This window comes from Pseudomonas sp. PDM02 (assembly GCF_014852285.1).
Classification (GTDB): Bacteria; Pseudomonadota; Gammaproteobacteria; order Pseudomonadales; family Pseudomonadaceae; genus Aquipseudomonas; species Aquipseudomonas migulae.
In genome coordinates this window covers 314,487-336,890 of the sequence record NZ_JACVBL010000008.1, presented here as the reverse complement: position 1 = coordinate 336,890, position 22,404 = coordinate 314,487, and the positions used below count along the sequence as shown (strand labels likewise).

General features: G+C 54.9%; 20 protein-coding genes and 4 tRNA genes. All 24 read left to right on the top strand.

The window, feature by feature from the left end; translation table 11 throughout:
* Positions 1-203 precede the first annotated feature (203 nt).
* The 24 genes from birA to rplB all read left to right on the top strand — a co-directional run bounded on the left by birA (position 204) and on the right by rplB (position 22,396).
* On the top strand, positions 204-1,163 hold the full coding sequence (gene birA / locus IB245_RS16735; protein WP_008030874.1) for a bifunctional biotin--[acetyl-CoA-carboxylase] ligase/biotin operon repressor BirA: 960 nt from the start codon (positions 204-206) through the stop codon (positions 1,161-1,163).
* Entirely contained in the window at positions 1,153-1,902 is a 750-nt protein-coding gene (locus IB245_RS16730) for a pantothenate kinase (protein WP_008030876.1), read from the top strand. The genes birA and IB245_RS16730 overlap by 11 nt, the downstream gene beginning before the upstream one ends.
* Before the next feature lie 7 nt (positions 1,903-1,909).
* Positions 1,910-2,350: a hypothetical protein gene (locus tag IB245_RS16725; protein ID WP_008041291.1), complete on the top strand. Its 441-nt coding sequence runs from the start codon at positions 1,910-1,912 to the stop codon at positions 2,348-2,350.
* Positions 2,351-2,492: 142 nt separating this feature from the next.
* Positions 2,493-2,577, top strand: a tRNA-Tyr gene (locus IB245_RS16720).
* Between the two features lie 24 nt (positions 2,578-2,601).
* Positions 2,602-2,675: transfer RNA gene (locus IB245_RS16715), tRNA-Gly, on the top strand.
* Positions 2,676-2,701: 26 nt separating this feature from the next.
* Positions 2,702-2,777, top strand: a tRNA-Thr gene (locus tag IB245_RS16710).
* Between the two features lie 173 nt (positions 2,778-2,950).
* Positions 2,951-3,026, top strand: a tRNA-Trp gene (locus tag IB245_RS16705).
* A gap of 45 nt (positions 3,027-3,071) precedes the next feature.
* Complete coding sequence (gene secE / locus IB245_RS16700) at positions 3,072-3,440, top strand: preprotein translocase subunit SecE (RefSeq protein WP_007896620.1); 369 nt, start codon at positions 3,072-3,074, stop codon at positions 3,438-3,440.
* Positions 3,441-3,449: 9 nt separating this feature from the next.
* A complete protein-coding gene (gene nusG / locus IB245_RS16695) occupies positions 3,450-3,983 on the top strand; it encodes a transcription termination/antitermination protein NusG (protein WP_007896622.1) in 534 nt (177 codons plus the stop codon).
* A 117-nt stretch (positions 3,984-4,100) separates the two neighbouring features.
* The gene (rplK, locus tag IB245_RS16690; RefSeq protein ID WP_008030880.1) at positions 4,101-4,532 is read left to right on the top strand and encodes a 50S ribosomal protein L11; all 432 of its coding nucleotides are present in this window, start codon (positions 4,101-4,103) and stop codon (positions 4,530-4,532) included.
* A complete protein-coding gene (gene rplA, locus IB245_RS16685) occupies positions 4,532-5,227 on the top strand; it encodes a 50S ribosomal protein L1 (RefSeq protein WP_008041297.1) in 696 nt (231 codons plus the stop codon). Before rplK ends, rplA begins: the two co-directional genes overlap by 1 nt.
* A 198-nt stretch (positions 5,228-5,425) precedes the next feature.
* Positions 5,426-5,926 (top strand): 50S ribosomal protein L10, encoded by a 501-nt coding sequence (gene rplJ, locus IB245_RS16680; RefSeq protein WP_008030884.1) that lies wholly within the window; start codon positions 5,426-5,428, stop codon positions 5,924-5,926.
* Positions 5,927-6,001: 75 nt separating this feature from the next.
* Complete coding sequence (gene rplL / locus IB245_RS16675) at positions 6,002-6,367, top strand: 50S ribosomal protein L7/L12 (protein WP_008030886.1); 366 nt, start codon at positions 6,002-6,004, stop codon at positions 6,365-6,367.
* 220 nt (positions 6,368-6,587) lie between these two features.
* The gene (gene rpoB, locus IB245_RS16670; protein ID WP_008030889.1) at positions 6,588-10,661 is read left to right on the top strand and encodes a DNA-directed RNA polymerase subunit beta; all 4,074 of its coding nucleotides are present in this window, start codon (positions 6,588-6,590) and stop codon (positions 10,659-10,661) included.
* A 64-nt stretch (positions 10,662-10,725) separates the two neighbouring features.
* The gene (gene rpoC, locus IB245_RS16665) at positions 10,726-14,925 is read left to right on the top strand and encodes a DNA-directed RNA polymerase subunit beta' (RefSeq protein WP_008030891.1); all 4,200 of its coding nucleotides are present in this window, start codon (positions 10,726-10,728) and stop codon (positions 14,923-14,925) included.
* A 215-nt stretch (positions 14,926-15,140) separates the two neighbouring features.
* Positions 15,141-15,512, top strand: a complete 372-nt coding sequence (gene rpsL, locus IB245_RS16660; protein ID WP_002555494.1) for a 30S ribosomal protein S12 — start codon at positions 15,141-15,143, stop codon at positions 15,510-15,512.
* A gap of 119 nt (positions 15,513-15,631) precedes the next feature.
* The gene (rpsG, locus tag IB245_RS16655; RefSeq protein ID WP_002555493.1) at positions 15,632-16,102 is read left to right on the top strand and encodes a 30S ribosomal protein S7; all 471 of its coding nucleotides are present in this window, start codon (positions 15,632-15,634) and stop codon (positions 16,100-16,102) included.
* A 30-nt stretch (positions 16,103-16,132) separates the two neighbouring features.
* A complete protein-coding gene (gene fusA / locus IB245_RS16650; RefSeq protein WP_008030893.1) occupies positions 16,133-18,238 on the top strand; it encodes an elongation factor G in 2,106 nt (701 codons plus the stop codon).
* Positions 18,239-18,268: 30 nt separating this feature from the next.
* Complete coding sequence (tuf, locus tag IB245_RS16645; protein WP_008030895.1) at positions 18,269-19,462, top strand: elongation factor Tu; 1,194 nt, start codon at positions 18,269-18,271, stop codon at positions 19,460-19,462.
* 156 nt (positions 19,463-19,618) lie between these two features.
* The gene (gene rpsJ, locus IB245_RS16640; RefSeq protein ID WP_003186070.1) at positions 19,619-19,930 is read left to right on the top strand and encodes a 30S ribosomal protein S10; all 312 of its coding nucleotides are present in this window, start codon (positions 19,619-19,621) and stop codon (positions 19,928-19,930) included.
* Positions 19,931-20,010: 80 nt separating this feature from the next.
* Entirely contained in the window at positions 20,011-20,646 is a 636-nt protein-coding gene (rplC, locus tag IB245_RS16635; protein WP_003186059.1) for a 50S ribosomal protein L3, read from the top strand.
* A gap of 12 nt (positions 20,647-20,658) precedes the next feature.
* Positions 20,659-21,261, top strand: coding sequence for a 50S ribosomal protein L4 (gene rplD, locus IB245_RS16630; protein ID WP_003228735.1), 603 nt, complete (start codon positions 20,659-20,661; stop codon positions 21,259-21,261).
* Positions 21,258-21,557 (top strand): 50S ribosomal protein L23, encoded by a 300-nt coding sequence (rplW, locus tag IB245_RS16625; RefSeq protein WP_002555488.1) that lies wholly within the window; start codon positions 21,258-21,260, stop codon positions 21,555-21,557. Before rplD ends, rplW begins: the two co-directional genes overlap by 4 nt.
* Before the next feature lie 14 nt (positions 21,558-21,571).
* Positions 21,572-22,396, top strand: coding sequence for a 50S ribosomal protein L2 (gene rplB, locus IB245_RS16620; RefSeq protein WP_008030897.1), 825 nt, complete (start codon positions 21,572-21,574; stop codon positions 22,394-22,396).
* Positions 22,397-22,404 lie beyond the last annotated feature (8 nt).

The window sequence follows — 22,404 nt, the reverse complement described above, 5'->3', positions numbered from 1 at the left end:
AGCAGTGAAACGATGCATCGCCGATGGTAGTGTGGGGTTTCCCCATGTGAGAGTAGGTCATCGTCAAGATTAAATTCCGAAACCCCAATTGCGAAAGCAGTTGGGGTTTTGTTTTGCCCGCAGGAAAATCTGCCCAGTACGGTTTCTATGCAACGGCTCAAGGCATGGCTATCATGCGGGCCTCATTGTGAGGCGGGACTTGCATGCTGACGTTGTTAAAGCTTCTTAAGGATGGCCGATTCCATTCAGGCCAGGCCCTGGGCACCGCTTTAGGTGTCAGTCGCAGTGCTGTGTGGAAGCAGCTTCAGCTTCTCGAGGCTGAGCTTGGCTTGTCCATCCACAAGGTGCGGGGGCGTGGTTATCAATTGGCCTCGCCGTTGACACTGCTCGACTCTGTCGCAATAGCAGAGCAGGCGCCTTCTTGTGATTGGCCCATTCTGGTTTTCGATTCAATTGACTCCACTAACGCCGAGGCGCTGCGTGCAATAGAGCGTGGTCAGGTAGCGCCATTTCTTGTGCTTGCCGAGCGGCAGACGTCTGGCCGTGGGCGCCGCGGGCGTAAGTGGGCGAGTCCTTTCGCGGAAAATATCTATTACAGTCTGGTGCTGCGTATTGAGGGTGGCATGCGCCAGTTGGAAGGCTTGAGCCTTGTTGTTGGACTTGCTGTCCTGCAAACCTTGCGAGCGCTGGGCGTATCAGATGCAGGTTTGAAATGGCCCAACGATGTTCTTGTTGGTCAAAAAAAGCTCGCGGGGATACTGCTTGAGTTGGTAGGCGATCCTGCTGATGTGTGTCATGTGGTTCTGGGTGTCGGGATCAATGTGAACATGCAGATGACCGACGAGGTTGATCAGCAGTGGACGTCCTTGCGGCTCGAGTCGGGGCGGACATTCGATCGCAATCACTTGGTCGCGCAGTTGGGGCAGATGCTCCAGGTTTATTTGAGTCGACATCAAGTCGGCGGATTTTCCGCTATCCAGGCTGAGTGGGAGCAGAATCATCTGTGGCAGGGTCGGGCGGTGTCGTTGATCGCCGGAGTTAACCATATAGATGGCGAGGTACTGGGTATTGATAGTCAGGGTGCTCTGCGCTTGAAGGTGGGCGGTGTGGAAAAAGTCTTTAGTGGTGGTGAGCTCAGCTTGAGGTTGCGTGATGATTCTTGAGCTCGACTGCGGAAACAGTTTTATCAAGTGGCGAGTGCTTGAAGCTGATGCTCGCCAGACGGTTGGCGAGGGCGTCGTCGACTCTAATCTTGCATTGCTGGAGAGTTTGAGCGCGCTCAAGGGGCTCGCCCTCAAGTTTTGCCGATTGGTCAGTGTCCGAACGGCAGAAGAGACCGGTGCATTGATTACTCTGCTGACCGACACTTTTGGAGTGTCAGTAGTTTGCGCTGCGCCCGCTCGCGAAATGTCGGGGGTTCGTAATGGCTATGAAGAGTTCGAACGCCTGGGGCTCGACCGCTGGCTGGCGATGCTTGGGGGGTTCCAATTAGCGTCGGGTGCATGCCTGGTGCTTGATTTTGGTACTGCTGTCACTGCGGATTTCGTTGCCGGTGATGGAGAGCATCTCGGGGGGTTTATTTGTCCGGGAATGCCATTGATGCGAAATCAATTGCGCACCCATACCCGTAAAATTCGTTATGGGGATCTGGCAGCTGAGCGCGCCATGGAGAGTCTCGTTCCAGGTCGCACAACCGTCGAAGCGGTTGAGCGGGGGTGCTCGTTGATGCTTAGAGGCTTTGTTCTGACCCAGCTGGAGCTTGCGCGTAGCTACTGGGGGGCGGATTTCTCCGTGTTTCTGACCGGTGGGGATGCCGGGTTGGTTTCTGAGATTGTGCCAGAGGCTAGAGTGGTTCCGGACCTGGTATTTGTGGGTTTGGCTATGGCATGTCCTTTGTCCTGAGGTTCTTATGCGTTGGTTGTTTCTGCTGCTGCTTGTTCTGAATGTGTTCTATTACATCTGGCACCAACAAGAGGCTCCTCTGCGCGCGAAGGATGTCACTCCTCTCAGTTTGTATAGGGGAGGGCAGCAGGATATTCGCTTGTTGAGCGAGGCGGCTGATCCGGTCCTTGATAAGGGGAAGGCTGCTCTGCCGGACAATAGTTGTTTGTACTTGGGTGGTTTTGTTCGTCAAGAAGCGGTTCAGGCAGTTGAACGGCGCTTGAATGGCATGGAAATCAAGTATCAGCTCCTGCCAAAGGATCATCTTGAATTCGCGGGTTATTGGGTTCGGATCGCCCCTGAAAGCCGGCGTTGGCTGGGTGAGGTTCAGCTGCAAAACCTTTCTAGAGAATTCAATGAGTTAAAACATAAAATAATGCCGTGCGAGGGGGTTGCACCCGCTGAATAGTTTGAATAGAATGGCGCCCGCTTCGCAGTGAACGCCTTTAACGGCAAACACAACGAAGCGATGTCAACGCAGCTAACCTCAGGTTTTTAATGAGAAAATGCTTGACAGAAGGCTGGCATGATATAGAATGCCGGCTCGCTTAGGAGGGGTTCCCGAGCGGCCAAAGGGATCAGACTGTAAATCTGACGTCTACGACTTCGAAGGTTCGAATCCTTCCCCCTCCACCATTTTTAGCGAGAGCTGCAAGCCTCGCGGGTATAGTTTAGTGGTAGAACCTCAGCCTTCCAAGCTGATGATGCGGGTTCGATTCCCGCTACCCGCTCCAAGTTTGCAGGTCCTGCAAAGTGTTACGCTCTTGTAGCTCAGTTGGTAGAGCACACCCTTGGTAAGGGTGAGGTCAGCGGTTCAAATCCGCTCAAGAGCTCCATATAACAAGGCAGATATGAAAATATCTGCCTTTGTTTTAAGGGTTGCGATCAGGGCTTGTTGTTTTTTGTTGGCTGGTTGCGCGGGTGGCTTTGGCCTTAGGGTTGAGGCTGTCGAGTAAGGTGTTGTAATGTCTTTTTCGGGTCGGCATAATGGTCGGCCTGATTTTGTTTTAGGTCAGTAGCTCAATTGGCAGAGCGACGGTCTCCAAAACCGTAGGTTGGGGGTTCGATTCCCTCCTGACCTGCCAGATTCACCTGGTGTGTCTGGCTTTCTTTTCACAGGATCTTCATAGATGACTCCTAAAGCTGAAGCTCAAGGCTCTCGCTTCGATCTGCTCAAGTGGCTAGTAGTAGTCGCTTTGGTGGTTGTTGGCGTTGTTGGTAATCAGTATTACTCTGCTTCGCCGATCCTGTACCGCGTACTTGCATTGCTTGTCATCGCTGCTGTGGCTGCCTTCGTAGGCCTGCAAACAGTCAAGGGCAAGTCTTTCTTTGTACTGGTTAAGGAAGCTCGCACCGAGATTCGTAAAGTCGTATGGCCAACTCGCCAAGAAACCACGCAGACCACGTTGATCGTTGTCGCTGTTGTGTTGGTTATGGCGTTGCTGTTGTGGGGTCTTGATTCCCTGCTCGGCTGGCTTGTTTCCTTGATTGTCGGCTAAGGGTGTCCCGTGGCTAAGCGTTGGTACGTTGTGCATGCTTACTCCGGTTACGAGAAGCATGTCATGCGCTCGTTAGTAGAGCGCGTAAAGCTGGCTGGCATGGAAGATGGCTTTGGCGAAATTCTGGTTCCCACTGAAGAAGTGGTTGAAATGCGTAATGGCCAGAAGCGCAAAAGCGAGCGTAAGTTCTTCCCAGGTTATGTGCTGGTTCAGATGGACATGAACGAGGGTACTTGGCACTTGGTCAAGGATACTCCTCGGGTGATGGGTTTCATTGGCGGTACCGCTGATAAGCCTGCACCAATCACAGACAAAGAGGCAGAAGCGATTCTGCGTCGTGTCGCTGATGGTAGCGATAAGCCTAAGCCGAAGACGTTGTTCGAGCCTGGTGAGTCGGTGCGTGTCAACGACGGGCCGTTTGCCGACTTTACCGGCACGGTTGAAGAAGTTAACTACGAAAAGAGCCGGATTCAAGTGGCAGTGCTCATTTTCGGTCGCTCTACTCCGGTAGAGCTAGAGTTCAGCCAGGTCGAAAAAGTCTAGCTGAGCAAGCATCCCAACCCCGCAGCCCTAGGCTGTGGGGTTTTGTCGTCACTGGGATAAACGCGCAAGTAACCGGGGAGCCTTTCGAGGCGTTCGAACCCGTAATTGGAGTGCCTCATGGCCAAGAAGATTACCGCTTACATCAAGCTGCAAGTGAAGGCCGCTCAGGCTAACCCAAGCCCACCTGTTGGTCCTGCTCTGGGCCAGCACGGCGTGAACATCATGGAATTCTGCAAGGCTTTCAACGCCCGTACTCAGGGTATTGAGCCAGGTCTGCCGACTCCAGTGATCATCACTGTCTACAGCGACCGTAGCTTCACTTTCGAAACCAAATCCACCCCTGCTTCGGTTCTGCTGAAGAAGGCGGCTGGTCTGACTAGCGGTTCCGCTCGTCCGAACACCGTTAAGGTTGGCACTGTGACTCGTGCTCAGCTGGAAGAAATCGCGAAAGTTAAAAACGCGGATCTGACTGCAGCTGATATGGAAGCAGCCGTGCGTACCATCGCCGGTTCTGCTCGTAGCATGGGCCTTAACGTGGAGGGTGTGTAATGGCTAAGTTGACCAAGCGTCAAAAGGCTATCGCCGGCAAAATCGAAGCAGGCAAGTCCTACAACTTTGTAGACGCTGCTGCTCTGCTGGCTGAACTGTCGACTGTCAAGTTCAGCGAGTCGTTCGACGTTGCTGTGAACCTGGGTGTTGACCCGCGTAAATCCGACCAGGTCGTTCGTAGCGCTACTGTGCTGCCACACGGCACTGGCAAGACTGTTCGCGTTGCTGTGTTCACCCAGGGTCCAGCTGCTGAGGCCGCTCTGGCTGCCGGCGCTGACCGTGTAGGTATGGACGACCTGGCTGCCGAAATGAAAGGCGGCGACCTGAACTATGACGTAGTTATCGCATCCCCGGATGCAATGCGCGTTGTAGGTCAGTTGGGTCAGATCCTCGGTCCACGTGGCCTGATGCCTAACCCTAAAGTCGGCACCGTAACTCCAGACGTAGCTACCGCGGTTAAAAACGCCAAGGCTGGTCAGGTTCGTTATCGCACCGACAAAAACGGCATCATCCACACTTCCGTTGGCAAGATTGGCTTCGACGCCGTCAAGCTGAAGGAAAACGTTGAAGCCCTGATCGCTGATCTGAAGCGTATCAAGCCAGCTTCCTCGAAAGGCATTTACGTCAAGCGCGTTACCCTGAGCACCACCATGGGCCCAGGTCTGGTCATCGACCAAAGCTCGCTCGACGCGTAAGACACAGGTTGGCGCAAGCGATTGCGCCAATTGAAAGATTGGGGTCCCTGCCTGGCGGGGGCTATCCAAGACCGTAGGCGACGCAAGTCTTAAACCTCAAGCCTACGCAGATGGTGCTCCCGGTTCCTTACCGAATCAGACACCAAAACGACATCCGGCTCCGGTTGGATGAAACGGTAACAAGCAGGAGTTAAACCCGTGGCAATTAAACTCGAAGACAAGAAGGCCATCGTCGCTGAAGTCAACGAGGCTGCCAAAGTCGCTCTGTCCGCTGTCGTGGCTGATGCCCGTGGCGTAACAGTAGGCGCAATGACCGGACTCCGTAAAGAGGCTCGTGAAGCTGGCGTTTACGTACGTGTTGTACGTAACACCCTGCTCAAGCGCGCCGTTGCCGACACTGAATACAGTGTTCTCAACGACGTGTTCACCGGCCCTACCTTGATTGCATTCTCCAAAGAACATCCGGGCGCTGCTGCTCGTATCTTCAAAGAGTTCGCAAAAGGTCAGGATAAGTTCGAGATCAAGGCAGCTGCGTTCGAGGGCAAGTTCCTCGCAGCTAATCAGATCGACGTACTGGCAACCCTGCCGACCCGTAACGAAGCTATTTCTCAGCTGATGAGCGTGATTCAAGGCGCTACCAGCAAGTTGGCTCGTACTCTGGCGGCAGTTCGCGACCAAAAAGAAGCTGCCGCAGCCTAAGGCTCGTCTCCTTCTCGCGTTTTTTGTTTATTTCGATGGTCGCGTAGGCCGTCCCCAATATCAGGAATTAGATTCATGTCTATCTCTCAGAACGATATCCTTGAAGCAGTTGGCAACATGTCCGTAATGGAAGTTGTTGAGCTGATCAAAGCTTTCGAAGAAAAATTCGGCGTTACCGCTGCTGCTGCATCGGCTGGTCCAGCTGCTGCTGCCGCTGTTGTTGAAGAGCAAACTGAATTCAACGTCATGCTGACCGAAGCTGGCGAGAAGAAAGTTAACGTGATCAAGGCTGTACGTGAACTGACCGGTCTGGGCCTGAAAGAAGCCAAGGCTGTAGTTGACGGCGCTCCTGCCATGGTTCTGGAAGCTGTTGCCAAAGACGCAGCTGACAAAGCCAAAGCAGTACTGGAAGAAGCAGGCGCTAAAGTCGAGCTGAAGTAAGCATCGACTTTGCTCCTCCAGCCCGAGCGTTAAGCGAAAGGCTGATGGCTGGTGGCTCTTGCCACCGGCCTTTTTCCGTTATTGGCAGCCGACTGGGTCGGTGCTGATAACGAGTTGTAACCACCCGATGCGGTGGCGCAAACCATGGGGTTTGCACGATTTTCTGGCTGCTCCCGTCGGGAGGGGCCAAACAAGCAGGTGACCAAGCTGGGGAACGCTGATGGCTTACTCATATACTGAGAAAAAACGTATCCGCAAGGACTTTAGCAAGTTGCCGGACGTCATGGATGTGCCGTACCTCCTGGCCATCCAGCTGGATTCGTATCGTGAATTCTTGCAAGCGGGAGCGACTAAAGATCAGTTCCGCGACGTGGGCCTGCATGCGGCCTTCAAATCCGTTTTCCCGATCATCAGCTACTCCGGCAATGCTGCGCTGGAGTACGTCGGTTATCGCCTGGGCGAACCGGCATTTGATGTCAAAGAATGCGTATTGCGCGGTGTAACTTATGCCGTACCTTTGCGGGTAAAAGTGCGCCTGATCATTTTCGACAAAGAATCGTCGAACAAAGCGATCAAGGACATCAAAGAGCAAGAAGTCTACATGGGTGAAATCCCCCTGATGACTGAGAACGGTACCTTCGTAATCAACGGTACCGAGCGTGTAATCGTTTCCCAGCTGCACCGTTCCCCGGGCGTGTTCTTCGACCACGACCGTGGCAAGACGCACAGCTCCGGCAAACTGCTGTACTCCGCGCGCATCATTCCTTACCGCGGTTCGTGGTTGGACTTCGAGTTCGATCCGAAAGACTGCGTGTTCGTGCGTATCGACCGTCGTCGCAAGCTGCCTGCATCGGTACTGCTGCGCGCGCTCGGCTATACCACTGAAGAAGTGCTCGACGCGTTCTACACCACCAACGTCTTCCACGTGCAAGGTGAAAACCTCAGCCTGGAACTGGTGCCTCAGCGCCTGCGTGGTGAAATTGCTGTCCTGGATATCCTGGATGACAAAGGCAAGGTTATTGTCGAGCAAGGTCGTCGTATCACCGCTCGCCACATCAACCAGCTGGAAAAAGCCGGGATCAAAGAGCTGCAAGTGCCTCTGGACTACGTCCTGGGTCGCACTACCGCCAAGGTCATCGTGCATCCGGCAACCGGCGAAATCCTGGCAGAGTGCAACACCGAGCTGAACACCGAAATCCTGGCGAAAATCGCCAAGGCTCAGGTTGTCCGCATCGAAACTCTGTACACCAACGATATCGACTGCGGTCCGTTCGTCTCCGACACCCTGAAGATCGACTCCACCAGCAACCAATTGGAAGCGCTGGTCGAGATCTATCGCATGATGCGTCCAGGCGAGCCGCCAACCAAAGACGCTGCCGAGACGCTGTTCAACAACCTGTTCTTCAGCCCTGAGCGCTATGATCTGTCTGCGGTCGGCCGGATGAAGTTCAACCGTCGTATCGGTCGTACCGAGATCGAAGGTTCGGGCGTGTTGTGCAAAGAAGACATCGTCGCGGTTCTGAAGACTCTGGTCGACATCCGTAACGGTAAAGGCATCGTCGATGACATCGACCACCTGGGTAACCGTCGTGTTCGCTGCGTAGGCGAAATGGCCGAGAACCAGTTCCGCGTTGGCCTGGTACGTGTTGAGCGTGCGGTCAAAGAGCGTCTGTCGATGGCTGAAAGCGAAGGCCTGATGCCGCAAGACCTGATCAACGCCAAGCCAGTGGCTGCGGCGGTGAAAGAGTTCTTCGGTTCCAGCCAGCTGTCCCAGTTCATGGACCAGAACAACCCGCTGTCCGAGATCACCCACAAGCGTCGTGTGTCAGCACTCGGCCCTGGCGGTTTGACTCGTGAGCGTGCCGGCTTTGAAGTTCGTGACGTACACCCGACTCACTACGGTCGTGTATGCCCGATCGAAACGCCGGAAGGTCCGAACATCGGTCTGATCAACTCCCTGGCCGCCTATGCGCGCACCAACCAGTACGGCTTCCTCGAGAGCCCGTACCGTGTGGTGAAAGACGCTCTGGTCACCGACGAGATCGTGTTCCTGTCCGCCATCGAAGAAGCTGATCACGTGATCGCTCAGGCTTCGGCCACGATGAACGACAAGAAAGTCCTGATCGACGAGCTGGTAGCTGTTCGTCACTTGAACGAGTTCACCGTCAAGGCGCCGGAAGACGTCACCTTGATGGACGTATCGCCGAAGCAGGTAGTTTCGGTTGCAGCGTCGCTGATCCCGTTCCTCGAGCACGACGACGCCAACCGTGCGTTGATGGGTTCGAACATGCAGCGTCAAGCTGTACCAACCCTGCGCGCTGACAAGCCGCTGGTCGGTACCGGCATGGAGCGTAACGTAGCTCGTGACTCCGGCGTTTGCGTCGTGGCTCGTCGTGGCGGCGTTATCGATTCCGTGGACGCCAGCCGTATCGTGGTTCGTGTTGCTGATGACGAAGTTGAAACCGGCGAAGCTGGTGTCGACATCTACAACCTGACCAAATACACCCGCTCTAACCAGAACACCTGCATCAACCAGCGTCCGCTGGTGCGTAAAGGTGATCGGGTCCAGCGCAGCGACATCATGGCCGACGGTCCGTCCACCGACATGGGTGAGCTGGCTCTGGGTCAGAACATGCGCATCGCGTTCATGGCATGGAACGGCTTCAACTTCGAAGACTCCATCTGCCTGTCCGAGCGTGTTGTTCAGGAAGATCGCTTCACCACGATCCACATTCAGGAACTGACCTGTGTGGCACGTGACACCAAGCTTGGGCCTGAGGAAATCACTGCAGACATCCCTAACGTGGGTGAAGCTGCACTGAACAAGCTGGACGAAGCCGGTATCGTTTACGTAGGTGCTGAAGTTGGCGCAGGCGACATTCTGGTCGGTAAGGTCACTCCGAAAGGCGAGACTCAACTGACTCCGGAAGAGAAGCTGCTGCGTGCCATCTTCGGTGAAAAAGCCAGCGACGTTAAAGACACCTCCCTGCGTGTACCTACCGGTACCAAGGGTACTGTCATCGACGTACAGGTCTTCACCCGCGACGGCGTTGAGCGTGATGCTCGTGCACTGTCGATCGAGAAGACTCAGCTCGACGAGATCCGCAAGGATCTGAACGAAGAGTTCCGTATCGTTGAAGGCGCCACTTTCGAACGTCTGCGTTCCGCTCTGGTCGGCCATAAAGCCGAAGGCGGCGCCGGTCTGAAGAAAGGTCAGGACATCACCGACGAAGTTCTCGACGGTCTTGAGCATGGTCAGTGGTTCAAACTGCGCATGGCTGAAGATGCTCTGAACGAGCAGCTCGAGAAGGCTCAGGCCTACATCGTTGATCGCCGCCGTCTGCTGGACGACAAGTTCGAAGACAAGAAGCGCAAACTGCAGCAGGGCGATGACCTGGCTCCAGGCGTGCTGAAAATCGTCAAGGTTTACCTGGCAATCCGTCGCCGCATCCAGCCGGGCGACAAGATGGCCGGTCGTCACGGTAACAAAGGTGTGGTCTCCGTGATCATGCCGGTTGAAGACATGCCGCACGATGCCAATGGCACCCCGGTCGACGTCGTCCTCAACCCGTTGGGCGTACCTTCGCGTATGAACGTTGGTCAGATCCTTGAAACCCACCTGGGCCTCGCGGCCAAAGGTCTGGGCGAGAAGATCAACCGGATGATCGAAGAGCAGCGCAAAGTCGCCGAGCTTCGCAAGTTCCTGCACGAGATCTACAACGAGATCGGCGGTCGTAACGAAGATCTGGATAGCTTCTCTGATCAGGAAATCCTGGATCTGGCGAAGAACCTGCGTGGCGGCGTTCCAATGGCCACTCCAGTGTTCGACGGCGCCAAGGAAAGCGAAATCAAGGCCATGCTGAAACTGGCAGACCTGCCAGAAAGCGGCCAGATGCAGCTGACCGACGGCCGTACCGGCAACAAGTTCGAGCGCCCGGTTACTGTTGGCTACATGTACATGCTGAAGCTGAACCACTTGGTAGACGACAAGATGCACGCTCGTTCTACCGGTTCGTACAGCCTGGTTACCCAGCAGCCGCTGGGTGGTAAGGCGCAGTTCGGTGGTCAGCGTTTCGGGGAGATGGAGGTCTGGGCACTGGAAGCATACGGTGCCGCTTACACTCTGCAAGAAATGCTCACAGTGAAGTCGGACGATGTGAACGGCCGTACCAAGATGTACAAAAACATCGTGGATGGCGATCACCGTATGGAGCCGGGCATGCCCGAGTCCTTCAACGTGTTGATCAAGGAAATTCGTTCCCTCGGCATCGATATCGATCTGGAAACCGAATAACACGTGACGCGAATCGAGAGCGGGGCAGGATTGCCCGCTCTCTGCTCCGCCAGGAGGAAAGGCCTTGAAAGACCTACTGAATTTGCTGAAAAACCAGGGTCAAGTCGAAGAGTTCGACGCCATCCGTATTGGATTGGCATCGCCTGAGATGATCCGTTCGTGGTCGTTCGGTGAAGTTAAAAAGCCGGAAACCATCAACTACCGTACGTTCAAACCTGAGCGTGACGGCCTGTTCTGCGCCAAGATCTTTGGCCCGGTAAAGGATTACGAGTGCCTGTGCGGTAAGTACAAGCGCTTGAAGCACCGTGGTGTGATCTGCGAGAAGTGCGGCGTTGAAGTCGCGCTGGCTAAAGTTCGTCGTGAGCGCATGGCGCACATCGAACTGGCCTCGCCAGTTGCCCACATCTGGTTCCTGAAATCGCTGCCGTCGCGTATCGGCTTGCTGATGGACATGACCCTGCGTGATATCGAACGCGTTCTCTATTTCGAGAGCTATGTCGTTATCGATCCAGGCATGACCACCCTTGAAAAAGGTCAGCTGCTGAACGATGAGCAGTACTTCGAAGCGCTGGAAGAGTTCGGCGACGATTTCGATGCCCGCATGGGTGCCGAAGCTGTCCGCGAACTGCTGCACGCTATCGACCTGGAACACGAGATTGGCCGTCTGCGTGAAGAAATTCCGCAAACCAACTCCGAAACCAAAATCAAGAAGCTGTCCAAGCGTCTGAAGTTGATGGAAGCCTTCCAGGGTTCCGGCAACCTTCCAGAATGGATGGTGCTGACCGTTCTGCCGGTTCTGCCGCCAGATCTGCGTCCACTGGTCCCGCTGGATGGCGGTCGCTTCGCGACTTCCGACCTCAACGATCTGTATCGTCGAGTGATCAACCGTAACAACCGCTTGAAGCGTCTGCTCGATCTGTCCGCTCCGGACATCATCGTGCGCAACGAAAAGCGTATGTTGCAGGAAGCCGTCGATGCACTGCTCGACAACGGTCGTCGTGGCCGCGCTATCACCGGTTCCAACAAACGTCCTCTGAAATCCCTGGCTGACATGATCAAGGGTAAGCAAGGTCGTTTCCGTCAGAACTTGCTCGGTAAGCGTGTTGACTACTCGGGTCGTTCGGTAATTACCGTAGGTCCGACCCTGCGTCTGCACCAGTGCGGTCTGCCGAAGAAAATGGCTCTCGAGCTGTTCAAACCGTTCATTTTCGGCAAGCTGGAAATGCGTGGTCTCGCTACCACCATCAAAGCTGCGAAGAAGATGGTTGAGCGCGAGCTGCCGGAAGTTTGGGACGTTCTCGCTGAAGTTATCCGCGAACACCCAGTGCTTCTCAACCGTGCACCGACCCTTCACCGTCTGGGTATCCAGGCGTTTGAACCAGTTCTGATCGAAGGTAAGGCTATCCAGCTGCACCCTCTGGTCTGTGCTGCGTACAACGCCGACTTCGACGGCGACCAAATGGCCGTGCACGTACCGCTGACACTGGAAGCCCAGTTGGAAGCGCGTGCGTTGATGATGTCGACCAACAACATTCTGTCGCCAGCCAACGGTGAGCCAATCATCGTTCCGTCGCAGGACGTTGTATTGGGTCTGTACTACATGACTCGTGAAGCGATCAACGCCAAGGGCGAAGGTCGTGTGTTCGCGGATCTGCAAGAAGTTGACCGTGTGTTCCGTGCCGGCGAAGCCGCACTGCACGCAAAAGTCAAAGTGCGGATCAACGAAACCGTCAATGACCGTGATGGCGGCAGCGTGACCAACACTCGTATCGTCGACACCACTGTCGGCCGTGCGCTGTTGTTCCAGGTTGTACCAAAAGGTCTGTCGTACGACGTTGTCAACCTGCCGATGAAGAAAAAGGCGATCTCCAAGCTGATCAACCAGTGCTACCGCGTGGTTGGTTTGAAAGAGACCGTGATCTTCGCTGACCAGTTGATGTACACCGGTTTTGCCTATTCGACTATTTCCGGCGTTTCCATCGGTGTTAACGACTTCGTTATCCCGGATGAAAAAGCCCGCATCATCGGTGCTGCTACCGACGAAGTGAAAGAGATCGAAAGTCAGTACGCCTCCGGCCTGGTAACCCAGGGCGAGAAGTACAACAAAGTAATCGACCTTTGGTCCAAGGCGAACGACGAAGTTTCCAAGGCGATGATGGCCAACCTCTCGAAAGAGAAAGTCATCGACCGTCATGGCGTCGAAGTCGACCAAGAGTCCTTCAACTCGATGTACATGATGGCCGACTCGGGCGCACGGGGTTCTGCTGCGCAGATCCGTCAGCTCGCCGGTATGCGTGGCCTGATGGCCAAGCCGGACGGCTCCATCATTGAAACGCCGATTACTGCGAACTTCCGTGAAGGTTTGAGCGTACTTCAGTACTTCATCTCGACTCACGGTGCTCGTAAAGGTTTGGCGGATACCGCGTTGAAAACTGCGAACTCCGGTTACCTGACTCGTCGTCTGGTAGACGTGGCGCAGGATCTGGTTGTGACCGAGATCGATTGCGGCACCGAACATGGCCTGGTAATGACTCCGCACATTGAAGGCGGTGACGTTGTTGAGCCGTTGGGTGAGCGCGTATTGGGTCGTGTCATTGCCCGTGACGTATTCAAGCCAGGTACCGAGGAAGTTATCGTTCCTGCCGGCACTCTGGTAGACGAGAAGTGGGTCGAGTTCATCGAGCTGAACAGCATCGACGAAGTGATCGTGCGTTCGCCGATCAGCTGCGAAACCCGCTACGGCATTTGCGCCAAGTGCTACGGCCGTGACTTGGCTCGTGGTCACCAGGTGAACATCGGTGAAGCGGTCGGCGTTATCGCTGCCCAGTCCATCGGTGAGCCGGGTACCCAGCTGACCATGCGTACGTTCCACATCGGTGGTGCGGCAAGCCGGACCTCCGCAGCTGACAGCGTTCAGGTGAAGAATGGCGGTACCGTCCGTCTGCACAACCTGAAGCACGTTGAGCGAGTGGATGGTTGCCTGGTTGCTGTGTCCCGTTCCGGTGAGCTGGCAATCGCTGATGACTTCGGTCGTGAGCGCGAGCGTTACAAGCTGCCGTACGGTGCTGTGATTTCGGTTAAAGAAGGTGACAAGGTCGACGCTGGCGCAATCGTGGCCAAGTGGGATCCGCACACTCACCCAATCGTTACCGAAATGAAAGGTACCGTGACCTACGTGGGCATGGAAGAAGGCATCACGATCAAGCGTCAGACTGACGAATTGACCGGTATGACCAACATTGAAGTCCTCGACGCCAAAGACCGTCCAGCTGCCGGTAAAGATATCCGTCCTGCTGTGAAGATGGTTGATGACAACGGCAAGGATCTGTTGCTGCCAGGCACTGACGTTATCGCTCAGTACTTCCTGCCAGCCAACGCCCTGGTCGGTGTTGCGGACGGTGCGAAAATCGCGATCGGTGATGTTATCGCTCGTATTCCGCAAGAGACTTCGAAGACCCGTGACATCACCGGTGGTCTGCCGCGTGTTGCCGACTTGTTCGAAGCCCGTCGTCCGAAAGAAGCCTCGATTCTGGCTGAAGTCAGCGGCACCATCGCGTTCGGTAAAGAGACCAAAGGCAAGCGCCGTCTGGTCATCACTCCGAACGACGGTAGCGATCCGTACGAAGAGCTGATTCCGAAGTGGCGTCACCTGAACGTCTTCGAAGGCGAACAGGTAAACCGCGGCGAAGTTATCTCCGACGGCCCGAGCGATCCACACGACATCCTGCGTCTGCTGGGTGTAAGTGCGCTGGCCAAGTACATCGTGAACGAGATCCAGGACGTTTACCGTCTGCAAGGCGTGAAGATCAACGACAAGCACATCGAGACCATCCTGCGTCAGATGCTGCGTAAAGTTGAAATCGCTGAATCCGGCGATTCCAGTTTCATCAAGGGCGACCAGATGGAATTGACTCACGTATTGGTAGAGAACGAGCGCCTGGCGAACGACGAGAAATTCGTTTCCAAGTTCACTCGCGTGCTGCTGGGTATCACCAAGGCGTCGTTGTCCACCGAATCGTTCATCTCGGCGGCTTCCTTCCAGGAAACCACTCGCGTACTGACCGAAGCGGCGGTAACCGGCAAGCGCGATTACCTGCGCGGCCTGAAAGAAAACGTGGTCGTGGGTCGTCTGATCCCGGCTGGTACCGGTCTGGCTTATCACAGCGAGCGTAAACGCCGTCGTGATGCTGACAAACCGTTGCGCGTAAGCGCCAGTGAAGTGGAAGCTGCACTGACCGAAGCGCTGAACTCGAGCGGTAACTGAGTTCTGCGATAAATGAGCCAAGGCCCTGATCGTTCCGTTCATCGAATCAAGACATTTTGTCGAGGTTGGATAAGCGGGAAGGTCGGGGCCTTGTCTTGACTGGGGACAAGATCCTCTTTAGACTCTTGTACCCCTAAATTTGGCGGGAATTCGTTCCTGCCATTTTGCTTTTCTTGCAAGACAATAGCGTCGCAAGACAACAGTGGAGCTAGTAGATGGCAACTATCAACCAGCTGGTACGTCAGCCGCGTAAGCGTATCGTCGAGAAATCCGACGTGCCTGCGCTGCAGAACTGCCCGCAACGTCGTGGCGTATGCACCCGTGTGTATACCACCACGCCGAAAAAACCTAACTCGGCACTGCGTAAAGTATGCCGTGTGCGTCTGACCAACGGTTTCGAGGTTTCCTCGTACATCGGCGGTGAAGGCCACAACCTGCAAGAGCACAGCGTGGTACTGATCCGCGGCGGTCGTGTAAAAGACTTGCCAGGTGTTCGTTACCACACCGTTCGCGGCTCTTTGGATACTTCCGGCGTTAAAGGTCGTAACCAAGGTCGTTCGAAGTACGGTACCAAGAAGCCTAAGTAGTAGTGGCTTTTTGTAAAAACTGAATCATCTATTTTTCTGAGTCGATAAGAGTAAGGTCGGAGGCGTCCCGAAAGGGCACTGATTCCGAGCGAACCTGAAGACCGTTTGAGGGCTTATCCATGCCAAGAAGACGCGTAGCAGCCAAGCGCGAAGTGCTTGACGATCCAAAATACGGAAGCCAAATCCTGGCCAAGTTCATGAACCACGTGATGGAAAGCGGCAAGAAAGCCGTTGCCGAGCGTATCGTTTATGGCGCGCTGGAGAAGGTTAAAGAACGCAAGAACAGCGACCCCCTGGAAATCTTCGAGAAAGCTCTCGACGCCATCGCTCCGCTGGTCGAAGTAAAGTCGCGCCGTGTAGGCGGTGCTACTTACCAGGTTCCGGTCGAAGTTCGTCCGTCCCGTCGTAACGCTCTGGCAATGCGCTGGTTGGTAGACTTCGCCCGTAAGCGCGGCGAGAAGTCTATGGCTCTGCGTTTGGCTGGCGAACTGTTGGACGCTGCTGAAGGCAAAGGTGCTGCAGTTAAGAAGCGTGAAGACGTGCACCGTATGGCTGAAGCCAACAAGGCTTTCTCGCACTACCGCTTCTAATTTTAGCGTCACTAATTTTGCGAGGGCTTTATGGCTCGTACTACACCGATTAATCGCTACCGTAACATTGGTATCGTTGCTCACGTGGATGCTGGTAAAACCACCACCACCGAGCGCGTCCTTTTTTACACTGGCAAAAGTCACAAAATGGGCGAGGTGCATGACGGCGCCGCGACCACAGACTGGATGGTGCAGGAGCAGGAGCGTGGTATTACCATTACTTCTGCTGCTATTACCGCCTTCTGGCAGGGTTCCGAGAAGCAGCACAAAGATCAGTATCGCTTCAACGTCATCGACACCCCGGGCCACGTTGACTTCACTATTGAAGTTGAGCGTTCCCTGCGTGTTCTCGACGGCGCGGTCGTTGTGTTCTGCGGTACCTCGGGTGTTGAGCCTCAGTCGGAAACCGTATGGCGTCAGGCCAACAAGTACGGCGTTCCACGTCTTGTTTACGTAAACAAGATGGACCGTGCTGGTGCAAACTTCCTGCGCGTGATCGGTCAGATCAAGCAGCGTCTGGGTCACACTCCGGTGCCAATCCAGTTGGCTATCGGTTCCGAAGACAACTTCCAGGGTCAGATCGATCTGATGTCCATGGAAGCTGTTTACTGGAATGACGCTGACAAAGGCATGACTCCACGTCGCGAGCCTATCCCTGCTGAATTGCAGGAATTGGCTGACGAGTGGCGCAGCAACATGATTGAAGCTGCGGCAGAAGCCAGCGAAGAGCTGATGAACAAGTACCTCGAAGGTGAAGAACTCACCAACGCGGAAATCAAGGCCGCTCTGCGTCAGCGTACTATTGCTGGCGAGATCGTTCTGGCTGTTTGCGGTTCTTCCTTCAAGAACAAGGGCGTTCCCCTGGTTCTCGACGCCGTTATCGACTACCTGCCTGCTCCTACCGACATTCCTGCCATCAAGGGTACTGACCCGGATGACGAGACCAAGGAAATGGAGCGTCACGCAGACGACAGCGAGCCGTTCTCGGCTCTGGCGTTCAAGATCGCTACCGACCCATTCGTGGGTACCTTGACCTTTGTTCGAGTTTACTCGGGCGTGTTGGCCTCCGGCGACGGCGTGATCAACTCGGTTAAAGGCAAGAAAGAGCGTGTGGGTCGTATGGTGCAAATGCACGCAAACGCCCGCGAAGAGATCAAGGAAGTTCGCGCTGGTGACATCGCGGCCTTGATCGGCATGAAGGACGTCACCACTGGTGAGACTTTGTGCAACGCTGACAAGCCAATCATCCTGGTTCGCATGGACTTCCCGGAGCCGGTTATTTCGGTTGCCGTAGAGCCTAAGACCAAGGATGACCAGGAAAAAATGGGTATCGCTCTGGGCAAACTTGCTCAGGAAGACCCGTCTTTCCGCGTCAAGACTGATGAAGAGACTGGTCAAACGATCATCTCCGGCATGGGCGAGTTGCACCTGGACATCCTGGTTGACCGGATGCGCCGTGAGTTCAACGTCGAAGCCAACATCGGTAAGCCTCAAGTTTCGTACCGTGAGCGCATCACGAAGAGCTGCGAAATCGAAGGCAAGTTCGTTCGTCAGTCCGGCGGTCGTGGCCAGTTCGGTCATTGCTGGATTCGCTTTGCTCCTGCTGACGAAGGTCAGGAAGGTCTGCAATTCCTGAACGAAGTAGTGGGTGGTGTGGTTCCTAAGGAATACATCCCGGCTATCCAGAAGGGTATCGAAGAGCAGATGAAGAACGGCGTTGTTGCCGGCTATCCGCTGATCGGCCTGAAGGCTACCGTGTTTGATGGTTCCTACCATGACGTCGACTCGAACGAGATGGCGTTTAAGGTGGCTGCTTCCATGGCGACCAAGCAACTGGCCCAGAAGGGCGGTGGTGAGTTGCTTGAGCCGATCATGGCTGTAGAGGTTGTTACACCTGAAGACTATATGGGTGACGTGATGGGCGACCTTAACCGTCGTCGCGGCATGATCCTGGGTATGGAAGATACGGTTTCCGGTAAAGTAATTCGTGCCGAGGTTCCGTTGGGCGAGATGTTCGGTTATGCGACCGACGTTCGTTCCATGTCCCAAGGTCGCGCAAGCTACTCTATGGAATTCAAAAAATACAATACAGCTCCGTCGCACATCGTCGAAACTGTAACCAAAAAACAAGGCTGATTCAGTCCTTTAGGCTAGGAGTTAATTGTCGTGGCTAAAGAAAAATTTGATCGTTCCCTTCCGCACGTCAACGTTGGCACCATCGGTCACGTTGACCACGGTAAAACCACTCTGACTGCTGCTCTGACTCGCGTCTGCTCCGAAGTTTTCGGTTCGGCTCGTGTTGACTTCGACAAGATCGACAGCGCACCAGAAGAGAAAGCTCGTGGTATCACCATCAACACCGCGCACGTTGAATACAACTCGCTGATCCGTCACTACGCTCACGTTGACTGCCCAGGTCACGCTGACTATGTGAAGAACATGATCACCGGTGCTGCTCAGATGGACGGCGCTATCCTGGTTTGCTCGGCCGCTGATGGTCCGATGCCGCAAACCCGTGAGCACATCCTGCTGTCCCGTCAGGTAGGCGTTCCGTACATCGTGGTTTTCCTGAACAAGGCTGACCTGGTAGACGACGCAGAGCTGCTGGAACTGGTTGAGATGGAAGTTCGCGACCTGCTCAGCACTTACGACTTCCCAGGTGACGACACTCCGATCATCATCGGTTCTGCTCGTATGGCTCTGGAAGGCAACGACGAAAACGAAATGGGCACCACTGCCGTTCGTAAACTGGTTGAAACTCTGGATAGCTACATCCCAGAGCCAGTTCGTCTGACCGACAAGCCGTTCCTGATGCCAATCGAAGACGTATTCTCGATCTCGGGTCGTGGTACTGTTGTGACTGGCCGTATCGAGCGCGGTATCGTTCGCGTTCAGGATCCACTGGAAATCGTTGGTCTGCGTGACACCACCGTCACCACCTGCACCGGTGTTGAAATGTTCCGCAAACTGCTCGACGAAGGTCGTGCTGGCGAGAACTGCGGCGTTCTGCTGCGTGGTACCAAGCGTGACGACGTTGAGCGTGGCCAGGTTCTGGTTAAGCCAGGTTCGGTTAAGCCGCACACCAAGTTCACCGCAGAAGTTTACGTTCTGAGCAAGGAAGAAGGCGGTCGTCATACTCCGTTCTTCAAAGGCTACCGTCCACAGTTCTACTTCCGTACTACTGACGTGACTGGTAACTGCGAGCTGCCAGAAGGCGTTGAAATGGTAATGCCAGGTGACAACATTCAGATGACTGTTACCCTGATCAAAACCATCGCAATGGAAGACGGTCTGCGTTTCGCTATCCGTGAAGGCGGTCGTACCGTCGGCGCTGGCGTCGTAGCCAAAATCATCGAGTAAGCTCTTTTTGAGTAAGCTTTGATGAGTTGAAAAAGCCCCCGCTTAGCGGGGGCTTTTTTATTGGGTTGACACCTATCTGGGGCGTCTATAGAATTGCGCCTCCTTTTAACGGGCGTATTGCGCCCGGTGGGAATAGCAGCCGGAGTCTGAAATCCAATGCAAAATCAGCAAATCCGTATCAGGTTGAAGGCTTTTGACCATCGCCTGATCGACCAATCCACCCAGGAAATCGTGGAAACCGCGAAACGTACTGGTGCTCAAGTGCGTGGTCCAATTCCACTGCCTACCCGTAAAGAGCGGTTCACCGTTCTGGTCTCCCCGCACGTCAACAAAGACGCGCGTGACCAGTACGAGATCCGTACTCATAAGCGCGTTCTGGACATCGTCCAGCCAACGGATAAAACCGTTGATGCTCTTATGAAGCTTGATCTTGCGGCCGGTGTGGAAGTGCAGATCAGCCTCGGCTAAGACTCGGTCTTAGTCGTGTAACGCTCTGAAATGGGCGGCCATAGCGGGTGAAAGCCCCGTACACTCATGAGGTTTACAACATGACTATTGGTGTAGTCGGTCGTAAATGCGGTATGACCCGTATTTTCACCGAAGAAGGTGTCTCCATTCCGGTCACGGTCATTGAGATCGAGCCGAATCGCGTCACCCAGTTCAAAACTGAAGAGACCGATGGCTATCGTGCAGTGCAAGTCACTGTAGGCGAGCGTCGTGCTTCGCGTGTTACAGCTGCTCAGGCTGGCCACTTCGCTAAAGCGAACGTTGCCGCTGGTCGTACCGTAATGGAATTCCGTCTTGAAGAAGGCGAGTACCAGGCCGGCGATCTGATCAACGCTGAAATCTTCGCCGCTGGTCAACTGGTTGATGTAACCGGTCAGTCCAAAGGTAAAGGCTTCCAGGGTACGATCAAGCGTTGGAACTTCCGCGGGCAAGATAATACCCACGGTAACTCCGTGTCCCACCGCGTTCCAGGCTCTATCGGCCAGTGCCAGACTCCTGGTCGTGTATTCAAGGGCAAAAAAATGTCCGGTCATATGGGCGCTGAGCGCGTGACCGTGCAGTCCCTCGAAGTAGTGCGCGTGGACGCTGAACGCAATCTGTTGTTGGTCAAGGGCGCTGTTCCTGGCGCTACTGGCGGCAACTTGGTTGTACGTCCAGCAGCCAAGGCTCGCGGTTAAGGGGAAGCTGACATGCAATTAAATGTAAATGACGCTCAAGCGATCGAAGTTTCCGAACTGACATTTGGCGGCGAATTCAACGAGACGCTGGTTCACCAAGCAGTCGTGGCCTACATGGCCGGCGGCCGTCAAGGTAGCAAGCAGCAAAAGACCCGTTCCGACGTTCGTGGTGGCGGTAAGCGCCCATGGCGTCAGAAAGGTACTGGCCGTGCTCGTGCCGGTACTATCCGTAGCCCAATCTGGCGTGGCGGCGGTACCACTTTCGCAGCTCGTCCTCAGGATCACTCCCAGAAGCTGAACAAGAAGATGTATCGCGCAGCAATGCGTTCCATCCTTGCTGAGCTGGTGCGTACTGATCGTCTGGTCGTGGTTCAGGATTTCGCCGTTGAAACGCCGAAAACCAAAGACCTGCTGGGCAAACTGAACAACATGAGCCTGACCGACGTTCTGATCGTGTCGGACGCTGTTGATCAGAACCTGTACCTGGCTGCTCGCAACCTGCCGCACGTAGATGTACGTGATGTGCAAGGTTCCGATCCAGTTAGTCTGATCGCATACGACAAGGTGTTGATCACCGTGTCGGCCGTGAAGAAATTCGAGGAGCTGCTGGGATGAACCAGGAACGCGTATTTAAAGTTCTGCTTGGCCCGCACGTTTCCGAGAAGGCTACGGTTCTGGCAGACAAGAAAGGCCAGTTCGTTTTCAAGGTTGCCACTGACGCAACCAAGCTGGAAATCAAGAAGGCCGTCGAAAGCCTGTTCAGCGTGAAAGTAGAGCGTGTTACTACCCTGAATGTTCTGGGTAAGAGCAAGCGCACTGCTCGCGGTCTGGGCAAGCGTAATGACTGGAAGAAGGCAGTTATCTCCCTTCAGCCAGGCCAAGATCTCGATTTCAGCAGCAGTGCTGAGTAAGGAAGGGGTGCATCATGGCAATCGTTAAATGCAAACCGACTTCCCCTGGCCGCCGTCATGTGGTCAAGGTGGTCAACCAGGAGCTGCATAAAGGCGCTCCTCACGCACCGCTGCTCGAGAAGAAATCGAAGTCTGGTGGTCGTAACAACAATGGTCGTATTACCACTCGTCACATCGGTGGTGGCCATAAGCAGCATTATCGTCTGGTCGATTTCCGTCGCAACGACAAAGATGGCATTCCAGCCACTGTCGAGCGTATCGAATACGATCCAAACCGTACTGCTCACATTGCTCTTATGTTGTACGCAGACGGCGAACGCCGTTACATCATCGCCCCTAAAGGCGTGAACGCTGGTGACCAGCTGATTTCGGGTGCTTTGGCTCCGATCAAGCCGGGCAACCAGTTGCAACTGCGCAGCATTCCAGTTGGTAGTACCGTACACGGCATCGAATTGAAGCCAGGTAAAGGCGCGCAAATCGCTCGTTCCGCTGGTGCTTCGGCTCAGCTGATCGCTCGTGAAGGTGTCTATGTGACCCTGCGTCTGCGTTCTGGTGAGATGCGTAAAGTGCTGGCTGAATGCCGCGCGACCTTGGGCGAAGTCTCGAACTCCGAGCACAGCCTGCGTTCGCTGGGTAAAGCTGGTGCCAAACGCTGGCGTGGCGTTCGCCCAACCGTTCGTGGTGTTGCCATGAACCCGGTTGACCACCCACATGGTGGTGGTGAAGGTCGTACCTCTGGTGGTCGTCATCCGGTATCGCCATGGGGCTTCCCGACTAAGGGCGCGAAGACTCGTGGTAATAAGCGTACCGACAAAATGATCGTCCGTCGTCGCAAGTAAATAGAGGG

Coding starts and splice junctions, on each gene's coding strand:
- secE (WP_007896620.1), top strand. CDS start 3,072: ATGACTCCTAAAGCTGAAGCTCAAGGCTCTCGCTTCGATCTGCTCAAG.
- rplD (WP_003228735.1), top strand. CDS start 20,659: ATGCAATTAAATGTAAATGACGCTCAAGCGATCGAAGTTTCCGAACTG.
- rplB (WP_008030897.1), top strand. CDS start 21,572: ATGGCAATCGTTAAATGCAAACCGACTTCCCCTGGCCGCCGTCATGTG.
- rpoB (WP_008030889.1), top strand. CDS start 6,588: ATGGCTTACTCATATACTGAGAAAAAACGTATCCGCAAGGACTTTAGC.
- rplC (WP_003186059.1), top strand. CDS start 20,011: ATGACTATTGGTGTAGTCGGTCGTAAATGCGGTATGACCCGTATTTTC.
- fusA (WP_008030893.1), top strand. CDS start 16,133: ATGGCTCGTACTACACCGATTAATCGCTACCGTAACATTGGTATCGTT.
- rplA (WP_008041297.1), top strand. CDS start 4,532: ATGGCTAAGTTGACCAAGCGTCAAAAGGCTATCGCCGGCAAAATCGAA.
- rpsJ (WP_003186070.1), top strand. CDS start 19,619: ATGCAAAATCAGCAAATCCGTATCAGGTTGAAGGCTTTTGACCATCGC.
- rplL (WP_008030886.1), top strand. CDS start 6,002: ATGTCTATCTCTCAGAACGATATCCTTGAAGCAGTTGGCAACATGTCC.
- rplW (WP_002555488.1), top strand. CDS start 21,258: ATGAACCAGGAACGCGTATTTAAAGTTCTGCTTGGCCCGCACGTTTCC.
- birA (WP_008030874.1), top strand. CDS start 204: ATGCTGACGTTGTTAAAGCTTCTTAAGGATGGCCGATTCCATTCAGGC.
- IB245_RS16725 (WP_008041291.1), top strand. CDS start 1,910: ATGCGTTGGTTGTTTCTGCTGCTGCTTGTTCTGAATGTGTTCTATTAC.
- rplK (WP_008030880.1), top strand. CDS start 4,101: ATGGCCAAGAAGATTACCGCTTACATCAAGCTGCAAGTGAAGGCCGCT.
- rpsG (WP_002555493.1), top strand. CDS start 15,632: ATGCCAAGAAGACGCGTAGCAGCCAAGCGCGAAGTGCTTGACGATCCA.
- rpsL (WP_002555494.1), top strand. CDS start 15,141: ATGGCAACTATCAACCAGCTGGTACGTCAGCCGCGTAAGCGTATCGTC.
- IB245_RS16730 (WP_008030876.1), top strand. CDS start 1,153: ATGATTCTTGAGCTCGACTGCGGAAACAGTTTTATCAAGTGGCGAGTG.